Genomic DNA, 18,727 nt, shown 5'->3' with positions numbered 1-18,727 from the left:
GGATTATACACATGGAGAGAAGTTTATCAATGGAACTCGTACGCGTAACAGAGGCAGCAGCACTGGCTTCGGCACGCTGGATGGGGAAGGGCTTGAAAAACGAGGCGGATGATGCAGCAACCAGCGCCATGCGTGATGTATTTGATACGATCCCGATGAAAGGAACAGTCGTCATCGGCGAAGGGGAAATGGATGAGGCACCGATGCTCTATATCGGTGAGAAACTCGGAAATGGATACGGACCGCGTCTTGATGTCGCAGTTGATCCGCTTGAGGGGACGAACATCGTCGCCAAAGGAACATGGGGTGCACTCGCAGTTCTTGCAGTCGCAGATGCCGGTGATTTGTTACACGCACCGGATATGTACATGGATAAAATTGCGGTTGGACCGGAAGCAGCAGGACATATCAGCTTAGATGCGACAATCGAAGAAAACATCGCTGCAGTCGCAAAAGCGAAAAACAAAGAAATCGAAGACGTCGTCGTCTCGATTCTTGACCGGGAACGCCATGAAGAAATCATTCAACGTATTCGCGCAACAGGGGCCCGGATTCGTTTGATTGGTGACGGAGATGTCGCGGCAGCCATCAATACAGCTTTCCCGCACACCGGGATTGATATTCTGCTCGGTTCAGGCGGGGCGCCGGAAGGTGTTCTTGCAGCCGTTGCCTTAAAATGTCTCGGCGGAGAACTTCAAGGCCGTCTCTTGCCGGCGGATGAAGCGGAAGTCGCACGATGCAAGAAGATGGGCATCGAAGATCCGTCGAAAATCCTCATGATGGACGATCTTGTCACGGGAGATGACTGCATCTTCGCAGCAACCGGTGTCACAGACAGCGAGTTGATGAAAGGTGTTCAGTTCACGGCACAAGGCGGTCAAACGCACTCGGTCGTCATGCGGGCGAAGTCGGGAACGGTTCGTTTCGTTGAAGGTATTCACTCGTTCAAGAAAAAACCGAAGCTTGTGATCAAGTAATACGATTTTTATATGCAAATAATAAAGACGGATCCGACTTTTATCGGATCCGTCTTTATTGTGGAATGAAGTCTTGTGGACTATACTCGACTCCTTCAGGAAAAGCGCGGGTTTATCGCGCGTCAGAAACAAACGAGACCCGGCTACTTGTCCGTTTCAGGACACAGAAGCCGCGGCTCGTGTTTCGCCTGAGGAAAGCGAGTATAGGAAGGAGCAAGACTATTCTATAAAACGGTATTAGAGACGGTCTGTCGGAGCCTGTAACTGATGTGTCATCTGAACGAGTTTCCGGCGGGAGAAGAATCGTGTCATAAAGACATAGACCGCATTACTGCGACCCGGAATGACAAGTGTTTTTCCGTTCATGTATCCGTCGAAGGAAAGTTGCGCGACGGTTGGCGCGTCCATGATGCCGGGACGCTTAAACAATCCGGACGTTGCTAAATCGGCCGTTTTGGCGAAATCCGTATGAGTCGCTCCCGGACAAACCGCTGTCACTTGAATGTTGTAGGGGGCGAGCTCGTCTGCCAAAGCTTCCGAAAAACTGAGGACGTACGCTTTTGTCGCATAATAGACGCTCATCAAAGGACCGCCGTGAAAAGACGAGGTCGAAGCAATCTGAATGATCCGTCCGCCACCCTGTATTTTCATTCGCCGGGCAAAAGCTTTCGTCAAATGTGTCAGTGCCCGGATATTGACGTCAATCATATTGAGTTCGCGTGCTAAATCCGTCTCGATGAATTCCCCGTACAGACCAAACCCGGCATTGTTGATTAAAATATCGACCGGAGTGTTCTCTGTCGCACGTAACAGGGCTTTAATTTGAAGCGATTGCCCGATATCATATGGAAGCACGACGGCAGATCCACCGCGTTGTTCGACGAAGTGTTTTGTTTCGAAAAGTTGTTCGGCGTTCCGTCCGACCAGTAACAGATGATCTCCCTGTTCCGCATGCAGATAAGCCAGTTCGCGACCGATTCCGGCAGATGCGCCGGTGATTAATACGTTCATGAGATGTCCTCCTTCGATAATCGGGTAGAAAAAAAGCGATCGAGCCGATGCTCAACCGCTTGGTAATTTCAATTATAGGTATGAACCCGCGCCGACAAGGCGTGAACCCCAGTAACCTGATTTGAAGCTTGAGTATTTAACGCCGCCTGTTTCTGAGTTAACCATGCTTGTTTTGCTTGTTGCCATACCGACGTGCTGAATGCCGCTACCGTGTGAGAAGAAAACAAGATCTCCAGGTTGAACGTTTGAAACACTTACTTTTCTAGAAGAAGCGTATTGTGAAGAAGACGTACGTGGCAATGTTTTGCCTGCTGCTTTTTTGTAAACGTAGCTTGTGAAACCAGAGCAGTCAAATCCACGAGTTGTCGTTCCGCCCCATACATAAGGAGTTCCTTTATGTTTTGCTGCTTCGCTGAGAAGGCGTGTACGTGTAGAAGATGAAGTTGTTGATTTTTTAGCCGTTGAAGTAGAAGACTTATATGTTTTCGTATACTGTGTCGAAACGTAACGTGTTTTTCCACCGTATGAAATTTTAGTCCAGCTGCCTGATTTACCTTTGTATGTAAATGTTTGGCCTGCGTTTACTTTACCAACGATGCTTGCTTTTGTAGAAGGGCCCGTACGAACACGTAATCCGCTGTCTGTGATCTTAACTTTCGTTACTGTAGAAGCTGCTTCAACCTTACCTGTTCCCACTGATGCAAATCCTGAAACCACTAATGCTGCTGTCGCGACCGATGCTAGAAAACGTTTCATATGTGAAATCCTCCATGTCATTTTAAAGTAGTTTTGAAAACCGAGTTATATGATGTATCTCATTAAGTGTTTGTTTAAGCAGTATGCCTTACAACTGTGTAAGTTTTTCTCTGCACGATTATCTTAGCATGCGGATACATGAAAACGTTTTTTCAGTTCCGCTACAAAACATGACGTTTTTGTAACATAACTGCAATAATATACTCGAATATTACAAAGAAGAAATTCCCATTTCTTAAATCACGACGAAATGGATGAAATGTGATACCTTTAATTCACGAAGAATCTACAACATGATCCTTTACACCATGAAGACGAAATCCTTTGCTCCTGAATTTATACGAAGAATAGGTGAATGCATATGCCAACTGAAAAAACTGACAAACCAGAACGTTCCTATACACTTGCTCAACTCAGTAACCTGACATTAAAAGATTTATATGAGATCGCTAAAACAAAAAACGTACCGCAGTACCGTGAGGCTCGTAAGCGCGAATTAATGTTCAAGATTCTTAAAGCGCAGGCAGAATCCACCGGTCTTTATTTCCTCGAGGGGGTACTCGAAGTCATCCCCGGAAACCCACAAATGCAAAATGACGGCGGCTTCGGCTTCCTTCGTCCTATCAACTACTCGCAATCCTCTGAAGACATCTATATCGCCGCTTCACAAATCCGCCGCTTTAATCTCCGTAACGGAGACGTCGTGACTGGGAAAGTTCGTCCGCCAAAAGAAAATGAACGGTTCCAAGGCTTATTAAGTGTGGAAGCCGTCAATGGAGAAGCGCCGGATACAGCCCGGAACCGTCTGTTCTTCCCGGCACTGACACCAATCTATCCCGACCGTCTGATGCGCCTTGAGACGGAACCCCGCCATTTGTCGGTCCGGGTGATGGATATGATTGCGCCGGTCGGATTTGGTCAGCGCGGTCTGATCGTTGCGCCGCCAAAAGCAGGTAAAACTTCTCTATTAAAAGAAATCGCGAACTCAATCCAAGTCAATCATCCGGATGTTGAACTGATTATTCTATTGATCGACGAACGGCCGGAAGAAGTGACGGATATCGAACGTTCCGTACCGGGCGCAGATGTTGTCAGTTCGACATTTGACGAAACACCGGACAACCACGTCCGGATTTCAGAACTTGTGTTGGAACGGGCAATGCGTCTCGTCGAACATAAAAAAGATGTCGTTATTTTAATGGATTCGATTACGCGTTTGACACGGGCTTATAACCTGACTGTGCCGCAAAGCGGACGAACATTGTCCGGCGGGATTGATCCGGCAGCTTTCCACAAGCCGAAACGCTTTTTCGGTGCCGCACGGAACATCGAACACGGCGGCAGCCTGACGATTCTTGCGACTGCTCTTGTCGAGACCGGTTCACGGATGGATGATGTCATCTATGAAGAGTTTAAAGGGACGGGGAACATGGAACTGCATCTGGACCGAAAATTATCCGAGCGTCGGATTTTCCCGGCCATCGATATCCGGAAATCCGGAACACGGAAAGAAGAGTTGCTGTTACCGAAGGAACAACTGGATGCCTTATGGACGATCCGCCGGACGATGAACGAGTCCAATGAGTTCGTCGACAGCTTCTTACGCAAGATCCGGGATACAAAAAATAACGAAGAATTTTTCGTTGAACTGGAGAAAGAAAAGAAGAAACCCGTCCGGCGTGCGCCTGTGAAGCCACGTGTGACGAAAACCGACACAACGACTTGAAAATAGGTATTGCGGGGCATGAAAAAATCGTTTAGTATAGGAAGGTAACTTACTCTGGCTCAGCAAATGAACCAGGGCGGAAGGAGAGAAAACAACCATGAAACAAGGAATTCACCCAAACTACAACAAAGTTGTATTTATGGACTCAACTACTGAGTACAAATTCTTGACTGGTTCTACACGTTCTTCGAACGAGACAATCACTTGGGAAGATGGAAACGAGTACCCACTCATCCGTGTGGATGTGTCTTCGGACTCGCACCCATTCTACACTGGTCGTCAAAAGTTCAACGCTGCAGACGGTCGTGTCGATCGCTTCAACAAAAAATACGGCCGCAAGTAATTGCGACTTCAGTATTAAAAAACAGCCTGTCTCCATCACTGGAGCAGGCTGTTTTTGTATAGGCTGAATTTGGCACGATACGTCAGGTACGTTTTCAGAACGAAAGACAGGCCGATTGCACCGGCAGCACCGACCAGGTAAGGGAGTGTATCCGGATTGTTCGCGAAATGTTCGAGCAGTAGACTGAAGGAAAAATGACGCCCTAAAAAATATCCGGCTCCTAAAAAAACACTGATCCAAATGAGAGCACCTGTATACGCATAGGTGGCGAAGATCCGGAACGGCATTTTCGAGACACCGGCAAAAAAGGCGGACAACTGCCGAAGACCCGGTATGTAGTAACCGATGATTAGGACGGTTTTTCCGTAACGTAAAAATCCGGCTTCGGCTTTAAAGATATGTTTTTCAGAAATCCGTAATTTCGGAGCCATTCGATGCAGTAACGGCATTCCGAGCTTCAAACCGAGAACGTAGCTGATCGTCATACCGATGCAACTGCCGGCATAGGCGGCAAGAATCGTTCCGACGAGCGGTAAATCACCGTGATGCATCCAAAATCCTGACATGACGAGTAACGTCTCGTCCGGAACCGGAAGACCGACGATTCCACCGGCCAGAAGAATTGCGAGTCCGAACGCTCCATATTGGTGGAGGACTTCGTGTAATATGTGATGAATCGGAGTCACCTTCCTTCAAAGAAACTTCTCTTTCAGTGTACAGGAAATACATACCAGTTGAAATGAGAAGATGAAGAAAGTGGCGAATTTGGCAAGGGTTTTTGATTTTTAGAAGTCAATCCTTTTTCTCAATTTAGATTCGGGCTATACTCGTTAAAGTGACTAATTTAGAGGACGGTGTTTACGATGATGCATGTGATCAATCAATATGGTTGGATTGAAGTGATTTGCGGAAGTATGTTTTCCGGCAAGTCGGAAGAACTGATCCGTCGTGTCAGACGGGCACAGTATGGAAAGTTACCGGTTCAAGTGTTCAAGCCGGCAATCGATGACCGGTATCATGAGGAACACGTCGTGTCGCACGTCGGCAATTCGGTCATCGCGATTCCGATGGCGACGAGCCGTGATGTCTATGCAGCAGTGGCGGAAGAGACGCAAATCGTCGCAATTGACGAAGTTCAATTTTTTGACGATGAGATTGTCGCCGTCATCGAAGCACTGGCTCAAGATGGCAAACGCGTCATTTGCGCAGGCCTCGATCAAGATTTTCGGGCAGAACCATTCGGCAAGATGCCTGAATTATTGGCACGCGCAGAATTCGTGACAAAACTTCAGGCGATTTGTCTGTCGTGCGGCGATCCGGCATCGCGGACCCAACGATTGATTGACGGAAAACCGGCCAACTACAATGATCCGATCATTCTGGTCGGGGCATCTGAGTCCTATGAACCACGTTGCCGCCATTGCCATCAAGTACCGGGAAAACCACAACCGTTGCAGGAATGGAAAAAGCAGCAGCACAATTAAGAAATGTAAAAAAGCGAACGATTCCCGGCAGTCAGACCGAAGAATCGTTCGCTTTTTTTTTGAAATCAACCGGTCTGTGTCAACCGGCTGAACTGTTCGACGAACTGAAGTGTTTCGCGGACAATCGTCTTTTGGTCGTGATCAAGCGTTGCGACGTGATAGGAGTCAAGCAGACAGTAACTGCGCTTATCCGCCGCACCGATCGTCCGGTACAAATAATCGGAACAGACCGGCGGCACGACATGATCCTCGGCAGAATATAAAATAAGTGTCGGAATTTGAATTGCCGCAAGGGCTGACCGTGTCTCCTTAATCAGTCGTAACAGTTCCGAAGCGCAGACAGCGGGGACGAAATCATAGATGATTTCAAAAGCCGACTGTTTAATATCAGGCGCACTTTCCGGCAGATAGACCGGACAATCGGTGAACGATAAGGCTTCATAGGCAGGGACGGACAAGGCGGCATTGATGGTGATGATTCCTGCGACCGGGAGACCTTCAGCGGCAAGTGACAGGGCAAGTGTTGCCCCCATCGATTGGCCGACGATGAAGACGGATTCGCATCGTCCCGCCAATTGTTCAAAGCCGTCCCGGACGCTCTGCTTCCAGTCATCGGCCGTCGCCGCTTCGAATTCTCGCAGATCCGTCCCATGCCCGTGCAGGCGTGGCGCATGGACGGAAAAACCGTGTGCGGCGAACTGTTCTCCTACAGCCCGAACACTTTGCGGCGTTGCATTAAAACCATGACAGAGCAAAATGCCGACGGATCCGCGTCCTAAGGAAAAGGCTTCGGCACCCGGTATAACAGGATAAACCATACTCATCATCTCGTCCTCCATTTCAAAAATAAAAACCCGTTTGGCTTTGGACGCAAACGAGTTTCTCGTGTGTATCATCCAAAGCAGCTGCTTTGCTGGTCGGAGCACCTTGCCGATCGGCAGGTTGCCGTGGAGTCCTAGAGCCAGGTCTCTCGTCCACTCTTGATATATCGTATAGGAATTGTCGGATTAATCATTGAGAAGATGATAGCATTGACGGAAAGGGATTGTCAAACTCTCTTTAATGGCATCAAAACTTATGCAAGGATCCGGTTTGTCCCGGGACAGCAATCGATATGGGTCATATGGTTTATTTTTGAAAATATGGTTGACCTTTAAAAGATCTTTCTGTAGTGTAAAAATTAGTTTTACGACATAAGTTCAACCGGCAACAACACACATACGAATTTCATACCGCAACACTTATCCAGAGAGGTGGAGGGACTGGCCCTACGAAACCTCGGCAACAGACTCATTATGAGCACTGTGCCAATTCCATCAGACAATTGTCTGAGAGATGAGTCGAGTGGATTCTGCCATTGTGCGGATCCAGGTCTCTTCTTGTTTCTTAAGAAGAGACCTTTTTTGTATTTTGAAGGGGGAAAAAGTGGTGATTACATTCAAAAATGTAAAAAAAATCTATGAAACAAATGATCAATCGATCGCTGCGCTGAATGGCGTGGATCTTGAAATCCGAAAAGGCGAAATCTTCGGCGTCATCGGTTTCAGCGGAGCCGGGAAAAGTTCCTTATTACGTTGCGTCAACCTGCTTGAACGGCCGACATCCGGCAGTGTGACGGTCGATGGACAAGATTTGACGACACTGTCGGCGAAGCAATTACGGGAAGCGAAGCAACACATCGGGATGATCTTTCAGCACTTCAACCTGCTGGATTCGAATACAGTGTTTGCGAATGTCGCAAAACCCCTTGTCTTAAAAGGTGTCAAAAAAGATGAGGTCCAGCGGCGGGTCACGGAACTGCTCGAGTTCGTCGACCTGGCAGATAAAGCCGATCATTATCCGGATCAGTTATCGGGCGGGCAGAAACAACGGGTCGGCATCGCCCGGGCACTCGCCACCCAGCCGTCGGTCCTGTTGTGTGACGAAGCGACTTCCGCCCTCGATCCGCAGACGACCCAACACATACTGCGTCTGCTGAAGCAAATCAATCAGGAATACGGCATCACAATTTTACTGATTACCCATGAGATGGGGGTCATCCGCGAGATTTGTGACCGGGTCGCCGTCATCGAAGCCGGTCAGCTGATTGAATCGGGGACCGTGTTCGACGTCTTCTCAAATCCGCAGACGGCGACGGCGAAAAACTTCGTCCGCTCTGTCATGCAGGATGAGATTCCGGCCTCGGTTCAAAAAGTCATCGACCAACGGGATGCCGGCCATCACATCTACAAAATCAACTTCCTCGGGGCAGGGACGGGACAACCGCTCTTATCGCAGGTCGCGAAACGCTTTGATGTCGATCTCAACATCCTGCACGGCAGCATCACGGAACTGCAAAACATCCCGTTCGGCAGTCTGCTCGTTGAACTGATTGGCGATGCGGCAGAAATCAAGCGGGCACTACAATATATCGATCAATCGGATGTCATCGTCGAGGAGGTGCTCGCAGATGCTAGTTAATTACACGGACATCTGGACTGCTTTTCTGCAGACGTTGACGATGGTCGGACTGTCATTACTCTTCTCGACATTGATTGGTTTACCACTCGGGATTCTGCTTGTCGTGACACGCAAAGGAGCGTTGCTCGAACAAATTCCGTTCTTCAATGTCTTAAGCGGCATCGTCAACATCTTCCGGTCCGTTCCGTTCATCATTCTGCTCGTGGCAATCATTCCGCTGACACGTTTGATTGTCGGCTCGTCGATCGGAACGCAGGCGGCAATCGTCCCGCTCGTCTTTTATGCGGCACCGTACATTGCCCGCCTGATTGAAAGTTCATTGCTTGAAGTCGATACCGGTGTCCTCGAGGCGGCGGAAGCGATGGGGGCAACACCGTTGCAGACGATTTTCCGTTTTCTGTTGCCGGAAGCTCTCAGCTCGCTTGTTCTGAACCTGACGATTGCGACGATCGGTTTGATCGGCGCGTCAGCGATGGCCGGGGCGATCGGCGGCGGCGGACTTGGTGACTTGGCGATTACCTACGGTTACCAACGGTTTGATACGACGGTCATGATCATCACGGTCGGAATTCTCGTCATCTTGGTTCAAGGACTACAGACGACAGGCAATCTGTTGGCACGAAAAATTCGGAGACACTAAAAAAAGAGAGAAAAAAGGGAGAGATGGATGATGAAAAAAGGTTTAGCGATTGGTGCAGCATTAACGACGGTATTGTTTGCGGGATGTGCCGCTTCCGGAGAAGAAGATCAAAAGACAGTCAAGCTCGGAGTCAGCGGTTCTGATACACAAGTCTGGGAATACGTCGCGAAAAAAGCGAAGAAAGAGGGCATCACGATTGAACTCGTCAAGTTCTCCGACTACGTCCAGCCGAACCTCGCCCTGGCGGAAGGGGAGATTGATGCGAACTCGTTCCAGACCGTCTCTTACTTTAACGCCTTCAAAAAAGAACATAAGTTAAAACTGTCGCCGATTGCGACGACGGTCATCGCGCCGATGGGGATTTATTCGGATAAGGTCAAAGACGTCAAAGACATTCCGGTCGGCGGAAAGATTGCCGTTCCGAACGAAGCGACGAACATGGGTCGGGCATTGCTGCTGTTGCAGGAAGCCGGCTTGATTAAATTGCCGGACGACTTTGACGGTAACGGCTCCGTTGATAAAATCGTCGAGAATCCGAAAAAACTGAAGATTGTCCCGGTCGTGGCCGGTCAGACACCACGCGTGCTGCCGGATGTCTCGGCCTCGATCATCAATAACGGAATTGCCGTCGATGCCGGCTTCAACCCGATCAAGGACTCGATTCTCCATGAAAACGAGACGGCAAAACCATACATCAACATCATCGCGACCCGGACGGAAGACAAAGACAAAAAGACGCTCAAGAAAATCGCCTCGCTGTACCAGCAGGATGACGTCGCCGCCTTCATCAAAAAAGAGTACAAAGGCAGCACGATCCCAACGTTCGTCCCTCTCAGCGATATCGGAGAATAACCAAAAACCAAAAGGAGCGTGACCCAAATGACGATTCAGACGATACGGGAAAACCTGACACAAACGATTGAACAGGATATTGAACAAAAACGCGAGTCGTACCTCGAGACAAGCCACCGGATTCATGCGACACCCGAGATTGGAAATGAAGAATATTTTGCGTCACGTCATCATGCGGAACGGCTGACGGCGGAAGGATTTACAGTCGAACTTGGTGTCGCGGGACATGAGACGGCATTCCTCGCCCGGAAAGTCTCGGATAAACCGGGAGCGACCATCGCTTTTCTCGCTGAATATGACGCGTTACCGGGGATTGGTCATGCCTGCGGGCACAACATCATCGGCACGACGAGTGTCGCGGCAGCGATCGCGCTCAGCAAGGTCATCGATGAAGTCGGAGGAAGTGTCGTCGTCCTCGGGACACCGGCGGAAGAAGGCGGACCAAACGGAAGTGCGAAAGGCAGTTTCGTCAAACATAATCTGCTGACAGGGATTGACGCGGCTTTGATGGTTCATCCATCCGGACAGACCCGGATCACCGGTTCGTCGCTTGCCGTCGATCCGCTCGATTTTGCCTTCACCGGCAAACCGGCACACGCGGCGGCTTCACCGGAAGAAGGGATCAATGCGCTTGACGCCGTCATTCAATTGTTTAACGGGATCAACGCGTTACGGCAACAGTTGCCGAGTGATATCCGGATTCACGGCATCATTACGGATGGCGGAGATGCGCCGAACATCATTCCCGAGTACGCGAAGGCCCGCTTCTTTATCCGGGCGACGACACGCGAACGGCTGAACGCGGTGACGAAGAAAGTCAAAGCGGTTGCCGAAGGGGCGGCCCTTGCGACCGGAGCGACGCTTGAGGTCATTGCCTTCCAAAATGAGGTCGATAACCTCCTGTTCAACCGGACGTTTGACGAGATTTTCCGGGAAGAAGCGACGGCACTTGGTGAAGACGTCAAGACGGACGAACGGCCGGGACTCGGTTCGACCGATGCCGGAAATATCAGTCAAGTCCTGCCGACGATCCATCCGTACATCAAGATCGGAGCCGATGATTTAGTGGCCCATACCGAAAGTTTCCGGGAGGCGGCAAAATCGGAACAGGGCGACGAAGCCTTGATTACGGGAGCCAAAATTCTGGCGCGGACGGGATTACGTCTGCTGACGGATGATTCGTTGCTTGGCACGGTCAAACAGGAGTTTCACGACCGGAAAAACGGATACTTGGCGTAACCGGAACAGATAGAAGTATGGACTTCCCCACCGGATCTTTTCATGATGACAGGTCGGGGAATCCATACTTTTTTTCCGGCCTCGCGAAAAAGAATACAAATTCTTTTTTGTATTTTAAAATAACCTGTGCTAGTCTTGACCTGTACAACTGAATAACCAGTTCTTCGGGGTAGGGTGAAAATCCCAACCGGCGGTGATGCGATTTTTAAATCGACGAGCCCGCGACCCATAGTGTACGCACTATGGCTGACTTGGTGTGATTCCAGGGCCGACGGTAAAGTCCGGATGGGAGAAGAACGAAAAAATGTGCTTGAAACCATTTTCTGAAAAAATCTGTTCGGAAAAAGGTCTATTTCTGTATGCTTTTAACAGAAAACAAGACGTTTCTTTCGTGACCCTTCAATCATGACGCCCTGCAAATGCAGCGGCGTCTTTTTTTTTGAAAGGAGCGAAAATATGAATAATCGAATGCATCAGGCGATGCAATTGGCACGGATGTTAAACGGACAAACCAGTCCGAATCCGAGTGTCGGTTGTGTCATTACGAAACATGGAAAAGTGCTTGGCTTCGGCGCCCACCGGTTTGCGGGTGGACCGCATGCGGAAGTCGAAGCGTTAAACATGGCAGGAGAGGCGGCGCGTGGTGCCGATCTCTACGTGACGCTCGAGCCGTGTAACCATCACGGCAAGACACCACCCTGTACGGAAGCGATTTTAGCTGCCGGCATCAAGCGGGTGTTCGTCGCGACCGAAGACCGTCATGCGATCGTCGCCGGACAAGGCATCAAGCGCCTGCGCGACGCGGGACTGACGGTCGAAGTTGGACTGCTCGAAGACGAAGCCGTTCGCTTTTATACACCGTTTTGGCAAAGTCTCAAGCGTAACCGCCCTAACGTCACCGTTAAAGTCGCACAAAGTTTAAACGGAATCGTCACGACAGGTGAACAACGCTTTATCACGTCAGTTGCAGCACGAGAAGTTGGACGCGAGCTGCGGGCGACACACGATGCCATTCTCGTCGGAAGTGAGACGGTATTGGTCGATGATCCCGCGTTGACATTACGGACGGAAGCAGGACCGGAACCGATCCGGATCGTCGTCGACCGGCGCGGACGTTTGCCGGAAACGGCCCAAATTTTCCGCGACGGCCTCAATACGACATACTGGCTGACGGAACAACCGCGTGTCTCCGCTCAATCGAACGTCACGGTTCTCGTCGGCACGTATGCGACGCCAGAGCAGATTTTAGAGACGCTCTATGGACAAGGCATTCGCAGTGTATTGATCGAAGGCGGACCGACGATTCAGTCGGCGTTTTTAGAAGCCGACCTTGTCGACCGTCTTGAGGTCTATCAAGCGCCATCCGTTCTAAAGGGAATGCCGGGATTAGCAAGTGCTGTCGAAATTGAAGACCGGTTTGATTTAACGGCTGTCGCACCAATCGGACAGGATGTCCACCTGCGCTACGCGCGGAAAGGAGACGGATCATGTTCACAGGATTGATTGAAGAAGTCGGAACGCTCAAACGAAAAGTTCCGCGACCGAATGGTCTGGCGCTTGAAATTGAAGCGCGGCATGTACTCGAAGGAACGAAAATCGGTGACAGTATCGCGGTTGACGGGATTTGTTTGACGGTCACGGCGATGACGGAGACGGGCTTTACGGCGGACGCCGTGCACGAAACGATTCGGGCGACGTCTCTTCAGACCTTACGGGTCGGCACACCGGTTCAACTCGAACGGGCGATGCCGGCAGACGGCCGGTTTGGCGGTCATTTCGTCAGCGGACATATCGATGGAACGGCTCGGTTCTTAAGCCGGCGCCCGGACGGTGAAGCGATGGAATACCGGTTTGAGACCGGTGACTGGCGTAAGTATTGTATTCCGAAAGGTTCGATTGCGATTAACGGAACGAGCCTGACGATTCAGCACATCGAGACAAACAGTCTGACCATCTCGTTGATTCCGCATTCGCGGCAGGTGACGACGTTCGACCGGTTGCAAAGCGGATCGCTCGTCAATATCGAGTGTGATTTAATGGCAAAACATCTGTATCACTTTACGCAGCAGGAACAAAAGACGGATTGGTCGGCATTTTTAGGAGGCGGAGCAGGATGAACGGATTTGATCTTGTAGAAGAAGCGGTGGAAGACTTAAAACACGGACGTCCGATCATCGTCTGTGATGATGAAAATCGGGAAAATGAAGGAGATCTGATTCTCCTCGCGGAACATGCGACACCGGAACAGATCAACTTCATGATCACGTACGGGAAAGGACTTGTCTGTGTTCCGGTCAGCCCGCAACTTGCAGCACGCCTTGAGCTGAACCCGATGACGGATGTCAATACCGATCCGCACGGGACGGCATTTACGATCAGCATTGATCATGAAGACGCGAAGACCGGCATCAGTGCCGCGGAACGTGCTTTGACGATTCAACGGATGCTGACGGACGGGCCTAAACAATTCAAACGTCCCGGTCATATCTTCCCTTTGATTGCAAAAGAGGGCGGCGTTCGCGAACGACGCGGTCATACGGAAGCCGGTGTCGATTTGGCACGGCTTGCGGGAAGTGCTGAAGCAGCCGTCATTTGCGAAATTATTCTCGAGGACGGAACGATGGCCCGTGTGGATGATTTGCTGACGTATAAAGAAGTCCATGGATTGAAGATGATTACGATTGATGCGCTTGTTGCCTATCTTGAACGTCCGGTCCGACGGGAAGCGGACGTCCTGCTTCCGGCGGTGCATGGCGCATTCCGGATGCTCGGTTATACGACGCCCGATCAAAAAGAGCATGTGACCGTTTTATCAGGAGAGACGGAAGACGGGATGCTCGTTCGGCTGCATTCCGAGTGTCTGACGGGAGATGTCTTCGGTTCGAAACGGTGTGATTGCGGTCCGCAACTCGACGCGGCACTGGAACGGATTGGTCAGGAAGGCGGAGCCGTTCTTTACTTGCGGCAGGAAGGACGCGGGATCGGTTTGATGGCAAAACTGAAAGCCTATGAGTTGCAGGAACAGGGGCTCGATACGGTCGAAGCAAATCATGCGCTCGGCTATGCGACAGACTTACGCGATTATTCCGTTGCCGCCGCTATGTTGCACGATTTGGGAGTCACGAAAATCCGTCTGATGACAAATAATCCTGAAAAACAGCAGACGCTCGAAAACGAAGGGATCACAGTGCTTGAACGGGTTCCGCTTGAAATTGCGCCGATTCCGGAAAACAAACAGTATCTGCAGACGAAACAAACGAAACTCGGGCATTTGCTCGACATCCAAGGAGGAAACTAACATGGTATTCGAAGGATTTTTAACAGGTGAAGGACTGCGCGTCGCGATCGTCGCAGCACGATTCAATGAATTGATCACATCAAAATTAGTCGGTGGAGCGAACGATGCGTTCCGTCGCCATGGCGTCGCGGCGGACGCTGTCGACACGGCGTGGGTACCGGGAGCGTTCGAGATTCCACTCGTCGCGGAAAAGCTTGCGAAAAGCGGGAACTATGACGCTGTCATCACACTCGGGGCCGTCATCCGCGGAGCCACTTCGCATTATGATTATGTCTGCAACGAAGTCGCGAAAGGGGTCGCCGGCGCCTCACGGGAAACAGGCGTGCCGATTATCTTTGGTGTTCTGACGACGGATTCGATCGAGCAGGCTGTCGAACGGGCGGGAACAAAAGCCGGTAACAAAGGATATGAAGCGGCGGTTTCTGCGATTGAAATGGCCAACTTACTGCGCACCATTTAATGAGATAACTGAGTCTTGAGACCTGTTTCTTCACGGAACAGGTCTCTTTTTTCTTGATGGCGCAGGACTTCGCTGACATCATCCCTAATCAAAAGAGAAAGACTGTTCGCAAAGGGAGGAAACGATCCATGGGTGGCGTGAATAAATCGTATTATCTGCCTGGAATCGTCGGATTCATTGCGGGATATTATATTTGGCTCCTTGTTTTTAATCAGCAATCAGAATGGGTGTCTTGGGGAAGTAACTTATTCTCGATTTTCGGCTGTCTGTTCGCGACCATCCTGCTGGTTCGGGCGCAACGGAATCCGAATCAGCAGGAAGGGCGGTTTTTTCTGTACCTGGCCTTTGGAATCGGCAGCTATCTGATTGCGGAAATCATCTGGTTGACCTATGAAAACATCTTAAAAGTTGAGGTGCCGTTTCCCGGAGTGTCCGACATATTTTATGTTCTCCAGTCGGTCTTCTTTTTAGTAGCGTTCTTGCACTTAATTCACCGGCACGTTACGAAAAATCGGTTGCTCAGCTTCATTTTTGATATTGCCATCGTCATGACGGTAGCGGTCACCTATAGTTGGTATTTCTTGATCCGGCCGTTATTTGATACACCGTTTACATCACACGCCGAAGTGATTTTAGCTTTTGCTTATCCGTTGTGCGACATCGTTTTGTTATTTTGTATGATCAGTATTTATTATCTGTTCGAGAAAAAAGAGTGGTACGAACGGCGGCGCATGTTTCAGTTTCTATTTGCCGGACTGTTACTTCAGGTTGGGGCGGACACGTTATTTGTCTATATGACGACGGTCAGTGGAGACAGTGCGATCCGGTTAATTGACCCGTTATTTATCCTCGGATTACTGATGGTCGGTGTCTCGGGGCATATCGTTAGTCCGGTAGATTCAAAAGAAGACAGACAGTCGAAACAACGGATAAAAGTGCAGGTCGGAAAGTTATTTTTACCATATTTACTGGTTATTCTGCTGTTTTTGACGATGGCCTTCTATGCGCGTCGGGACGAAGCCTTAAACGGGTTGATGATTGGTTGTGCTGTCACGATTCTTCTGATTTTAGTCCGCCAGATTCTAATGATTTTAAGTCACCAGGAACTGATTCAGGAAATTCATGAAAAGGCGGATGAGCTGGAAGTCAGTGAAGAACGCTACAAGTCGTTGTTCACGTACCATCCGGATGCCGTCTATTCCCTTGATCTGAAAGGACGGATTGAGAGCGCGAATCCGTCTTTTGAAAAATTAACGGAGCAGCATGCGGAAGAGTTAGTCGGTAAAACGTATCGTCAGTTCACGACATGGCAACAGACGTCGACAGACAAGGCGACAGCACAGCAATTTGAAACTGTTTTCCAAAAATCCGGCGGTCCGGATGTGTTGCTGAACGTAACCAACATTCCGATTCGCGTCCGGGACCGGTTCGTCGGAATGTACGGGATTGGTCAGGATATCACGACAATTAGGGAAAATGAATTAAAGATTCGCCGGCTTGCCTATTATGATCATTTGACCGGTGCCATCAACCGGACGTACTTTGAAGAAGTATTACACCATTTAATTGAAACGGAACAAGCCGATGAGACGATCGTCCTCTGTTTCATTGATCTCGACGACTTTAAACTCGTCAATGATTCGTTTGGTCACCATGTCGGGGATCAGTTACTGATTCAAGTGGCAAAACGCCTCCAAGAAGCCGTCGAACCGGACGATCTCGTTGCCCGGCAAGGAGGAGACGAGTTTACTGTCATCCTGCGGAATGTCACGTCGGATGATCAGGCGAGATGCCGTACGGCTCGTCTGCTGGATGATTTAAAACGAACATATGCGATTGAAGGAATCGAATTGATTTCCAATCCGAGTATTGGAGCGGTCAGCTGCCGGCGGACGTCGGGAAAACATGTCGTGACGTTATTGAAGCAGGCCGATCTTGCGATGTATCAGGCGAAAACGGGTGGCGGCAAATCTATTATCTTCTTTGAAGATATTGCCGAAAAAGCGTCCTACCGCTTGCGACTCGAGTCGGAGCTGCCGATTGCTATTGAAACCAATCAGTTGATTTTACATTATCAGCCGCAAGTCGATACGGTCACGTACAAGATGGTCGGCGTTGAAGGACTGATCCGCTGGAATCATCCGGAACTCGGAATGATTACACCAAACGATTTTATTCCGATGGCGGAAGAAGCCGGCATGATTATCCGGCTCGGGGAATGGGTGTTACGCGAAGGATTTTTACAGGCAAAACAGTGGCAGGATGACGGTCTGAACTTAAAAGTCGGACTCAATGTTTCGATGCAACAGTTTCATCATCCGACGTTCGTCCTGACGTTGATTCGGCTGGTCGAAGAAACAAAAGTCGATCCGACCCGGATTGATCTTGAAATCACGGAAGTCTCAGCCGCTGAAGACATCGAAGAGACCGTCTTGACGATGAATCGTCTGAAGGACCTCGGCTTCACGATTTCGATTGATGATTTCGGAACCGGTTACTCGTCCTTATCGCGGTTGGCGGATTTCCCGATCGACACACTAAAGATTCCGCGTGAGTTCGTCGAAAAAATCCAGCCGGCAACGACCGGTTACTCGATGATTTCGTCCATCATTCACTTAGCGAAGTCGCTTCATCTTGAAGTCATCGCCGAAGGTGTCGAGACACTTGAACAGGTCAACGTCCTGAACCGGTTGGAATGCTCGCGGATGCAAGGGTATTACTTTGGCCGGCCGATGCCGGCAGAACAAATCCCGGCTCTTTACTAAAAAAGAAGACGATCCTTTCCGGTAAAACAGGAAGGGATCGTCTTTTGGTCTTTTAGCATTATAAGCGCAAAGAAAGGGACGAACCTTTTCCAAGGACATCACGTTTCGCGCTGAGGACATCACTCGTCAACAACTCGACTGATGTGAGCGGTTGTTCGATGATGAAGCCGAAGTTTCCGCGTCGTGTCTCGCCGGGAGCGTATGTCGCAGCAAGCGACTCGAGGTAGACATCGTCCTGCAGTGTCTTCTCGGTTGTCGCATCGAGCTTAAAGTGAGCGACCGGGTTAAACGTAACCGGCTCGGCGCCTCCGTTCGTGATCGTCACACGCGTCTTGACGAGATCAAAGGATTCGTCATGGGTGAAGCCGTGGAAGAAATCAATCATCCCGTAACTCGGCCGGGCATGGAACACTTTCACTTCTTCGACTTTCATCGTGATCGGTCCGATCGTGCGTGTAATGCCTGGGCGGACAAACTGTTTTAACGTCAATTCGCCTTTAGCGTCGGTAACCGATGCATCGACTTTCGTCAGTTTCCGGTCATCCGGCAGTTGCGGGTTCGGAACATATGCGGCAGACTTCTCGATCGATACCGGTGTCTCCTGTTTCGGGGCCGACTTTTCTGACGACTTCTCTTGGACGGTGTCTGGCATAGTGCCGCAACCCGAAAGAATCGTCCCGAGCATCAAGGCAGCAAGTATCTGTTTCATGGAAAGT

18 protein-coding genes and 3 riboswitches are annotated in these 18,727 nt (G+C 50.0%); of the genes, 13 read left to right on the top strand and 5 right to left on the bottom strand.

The genetic code is table 11. The features are described 5' to 3' along the window. The first annotated feature begins 11 nt into the window (after positions 1–11). Positions 12–977 (top strand): class II fructose-bisphosphatase, encoded by a 966-nt coding sequence (glpX, locus tag N7U64_RS07220; protein WP_041261747.1) that lies wholly within the window; start codon positions 12–14, stop codon positions 975–977. Between the two features lie 237 nt (positions 978–1,214). On the opposite strand, the gene N7U64_RS07215 is transcribed toward glpX, so the two are convergent. Together N7U64_RS07215 and N7U64_RS07210 are read right to left on the bottom strand one after the other, a co-directional pair. Beyond that, entirely contained in the window at positions 1,215–1,988 is a 774-nt protein-coding gene (locus N7U64_RS07215; protein ID WP_318929066.1) for an SDR family oxidoreductase, read from the bottom strand. A gap of 72 nt (positions 1,989–2,060) precedes the next feature. Further along, positions 2,061–2,744 carry a C40 family peptidase gene (locus N7U64_RS07210; protein WP_012371590.1) on the bottom strand — a complete coding sequence of 228 codons (684 nt, stop codon included), beginning with the start codon at positions 2,742–2,744 and terminating at the stop codon, positions 2,061–2,063. Positions 2,745–3,105: 361 nt separating this feature from the next. Here N7U64_RS07210 and rho point away from each other — a divergent pair, with 361 nt between their 5' ends. Both rho and N7U64_RS07200 read left to right on the top strand, forming a co-directional pair. Continuing rightward, positions 3,106–4,470, top strand: a complete 1,365-nt coding sequence (gene rho, locus N7U64_RS07205; RefSeq protein ID WP_012371589.1) for a transcription termination factor Rho — start codon at positions 3,106–3,108, stop codon at positions 4,468–4,470. 97 nt (positions 4,471–4,567) lie between these two features. After that, positions 4,568–4,813: a type B 50S ribosomal protein L31 gene (locus tag N7U64_RS07200; RefSeq protein ID WP_012371588.1), complete on the top strand. Its 246-nt coding sequence runs from the start codon at positions 4,568–4,570 to the stop codon at positions 4,811–4,813. A 35-nt stretch (positions 4,814–4,848) separates the two neighbouring features. Here N7U64_RS07200 and N7U64_RS07195 read toward each other — a convergent pair whose 3' ends face one another. Beyond that, positions 4,849–5,499 carry a DedA family protein gene (locus tag N7U64_RS07195; protein WP_012371587.1) on the bottom strand — a complete coding sequence of 217 codons (651 nt, stop codon included), beginning with the start codon at positions 5,497–5,499 and terminating at the stop codon, positions 4,849–4,851. Positions 5,500–5,676: 177 nt separating this feature from the next. Between N7U64_RS07195 and N7U64_RS07190 the strand changes: the two genes are divergently transcribed. Then, positions 5,677–6,297 carry a thymidine kinase gene (locus tag N7U64_RS07190; protein ID WP_012371586.1) on the top strand — a complete coding sequence of 207 codons (621 nt, stop codon included), beginning with the start codon at positions 5,677–5,679 and terminating at the stop codon, positions 6,295–6,297. Positions 6,298–6,362: 65 nt separating this feature from the next. On the opposite strand, the gene N7U64_RS07185 is transcribed toward N7U64_RS07190, so the two are convergent. Next, positions 6,363–7,121, bottom strand: coding sequence for an alpha/beta hydrolase (locus N7U64_RS07185; protein WP_318929063.1), 759 nt, complete (start codon positions 7,119–7,121; stop codon positions 6,363–6,365). A gap of 62 nt (positions 7,122–7,183) precedes the next feature. Continuing rightward, positions 7,184–7,287: riboswitch (SAM riboswitch) on the bottom strand. 248 nt (positions 7,288–7,535) lie between these two features. Continuing rightward, positions 7,536–7,639: riboswitch (SAM riboswitch) on the top strand. 86 nt (positions 7,640–7,725) lie between these two features. Between N7U64_RS07185 and N7U64_RS07180 the strand changes: the two genes are divergently transcribed. The 9 genes from N7U64_RS07180 to N7U64_RS07140 all read left to right on the top strand — a co-directional run bounded on the left by N7U64_RS07180 (position 7,726) and on the right by N7U64_RS07140 (position 18,011). After that, positions 7,726–8,757: a methionine ABC transporter ATP-binding protein gene (locus N7U64_RS07180; RefSeq protein ID WP_318929061.1), complete on the top strand. Its 1,032-nt coding sequence runs from the start codon at positions 7,726–7,728 to the stop codon at positions 8,755–8,757. Beyond that, a complete protein-coding gene (locus tag N7U64_RS07175; RefSeq protein WP_214855871.1) occupies positions 8,747–9,397 on the top strand; it encodes a methionine ABC transporter permease in 651 nt (216 codons plus the stop codon). The genes N7U64_RS07180 and N7U64_RS07175 overlap by 11 nt, the downstream gene beginning before the upstream one ends. A gap of 30 nt (positions 9,398–9,427) precedes the next feature. Continuing rightward, positions 9,428–10,249 carry a MetQ/NlpA family ABC transporter substrate-binding protein gene (locus tag N7U64_RS07170; RefSeq protein ID WP_034770134.1) on the top strand — a complete coding sequence of 274 codons (822 nt, stop codon included), beginning with the start codon at positions 9,428–9,430 and terminating at the stop codon, positions 10,247–10,249. 27 nt (positions 10,250–10,276) lie between these two features. After that, positions 10,277–11,488 (top strand): M20 family metallopeptidase, encoded by a 1,212-nt coding sequence (locus tag N7U64_RS07165; RefSeq protein ID WP_318929058.1) that lies wholly within the window; start codon positions 10,277–10,279, stop codon positions 11,486–11,488. Between the two features lie 156 nt (positions 11,489–11,644). Then, positions 11,645–11,789: riboswitch (FMN riboswitch) on the top strand. 155 nt (positions 11,790–11,944) lie between these two features. Further along, on the top strand, positions 11,945–12,991 hold the full coding sequence (gene ribD / locus N7U64_RS07160) for a bifunctional diaminohydroxyphosphoribosylaminopyrimidine deaminase/5-amino-6-(5-phosphoribosylamino)uracil reductase RibD (protein WP_318929057.1): 1,047 nt from the start codon (positions 11,945–11,947) through the stop codon (positions 12,989–12,991). Continuing rightward, the gene (gene ribE, locus N7U64_RS07155; protein ID WP_318929055.1) at positions 12,976–13,605 is read left to right on the top strand and encodes a riboflavin synthase; all 630 of its coding nucleotides are present in this window, start codon (positions 12,976–12,978) and stop codon (positions 13,603–13,605) included. Before ribD ends, ribE (N7U64_RS07155) begins: the two co-directional genes overlap by 16 nt. Then, on the top strand, positions 13,602–14,786 hold the full coding sequence (gene ribB, locus N7U64_RS07150) for a 3,4-dihydroxy-2-butanone-4-phosphate synthase (RefSeq protein WP_318929053.1): 1,185 nt from the start codon (positions 13,602–13,604) through the stop codon (positions 14,784–14,786). The genes ribE (N7U64_RS07155) and ribB overlap by 4 nt, the downstream gene beginning before the upstream one ends. A gap of 1 nt (position 14,787) precedes the next feature. After that, positions 14,788–15,246, top strand: coding sequence for a 6,7-dimethyl-8-ribityllumazine synthase (gene ribE, locus N7U64_RS07145; RefSeq protein ID WP_012371577.1), 459 nt, complete (start codon positions 14,788–14,790; stop codon positions 15,244–15,246). Between the two features lie 128 nt (positions 15,247–15,374). Continuing rightward, positions 15,375–18,011, top strand: coding sequence for an EAL domain-containing protein (locus N7U64_RS07140; RefSeq protein WP_318929051.1), 2,637 nt, complete (start codon positions 15,375–15,377; stop codon positions 18,009–18,011). A gap of 58 nt (positions 18,012–18,069) precedes the next feature. Here the strand turns inward: N7U64_RS07140 and N7U64_RS07135 are convergent, their stop codons facing one another. Continuing rightward, positions 18,070–18,720, bottom strand: a complete 651-nt coding sequence (locus N7U64_RS07135; protein ID WP_318929050.1) for a DUF4352 domain-containing protein — start codon at positions 18,718–18,720, stop codon at positions 18,070–18,072. Between the last annotated feature and the right edge of the window lie 7 nt (positions 18,721–18,727).

Origin of the sequence: Exiguobacterium sp. K1, assembly GCF_033721435.1 — a bacterium.
GTDB classification, from domain to species: Bacteria; Bacillota; Bacilli; order Exiguobacteriales; family Exiguobacteriaceae; genus Exiguobacterium_A; species Exiguobacterium_A artemiae.
Note: the sequence above shows the minus strand (reverse complement) of the source record. Positions and strands in the feature narration are given on the sequence as shown.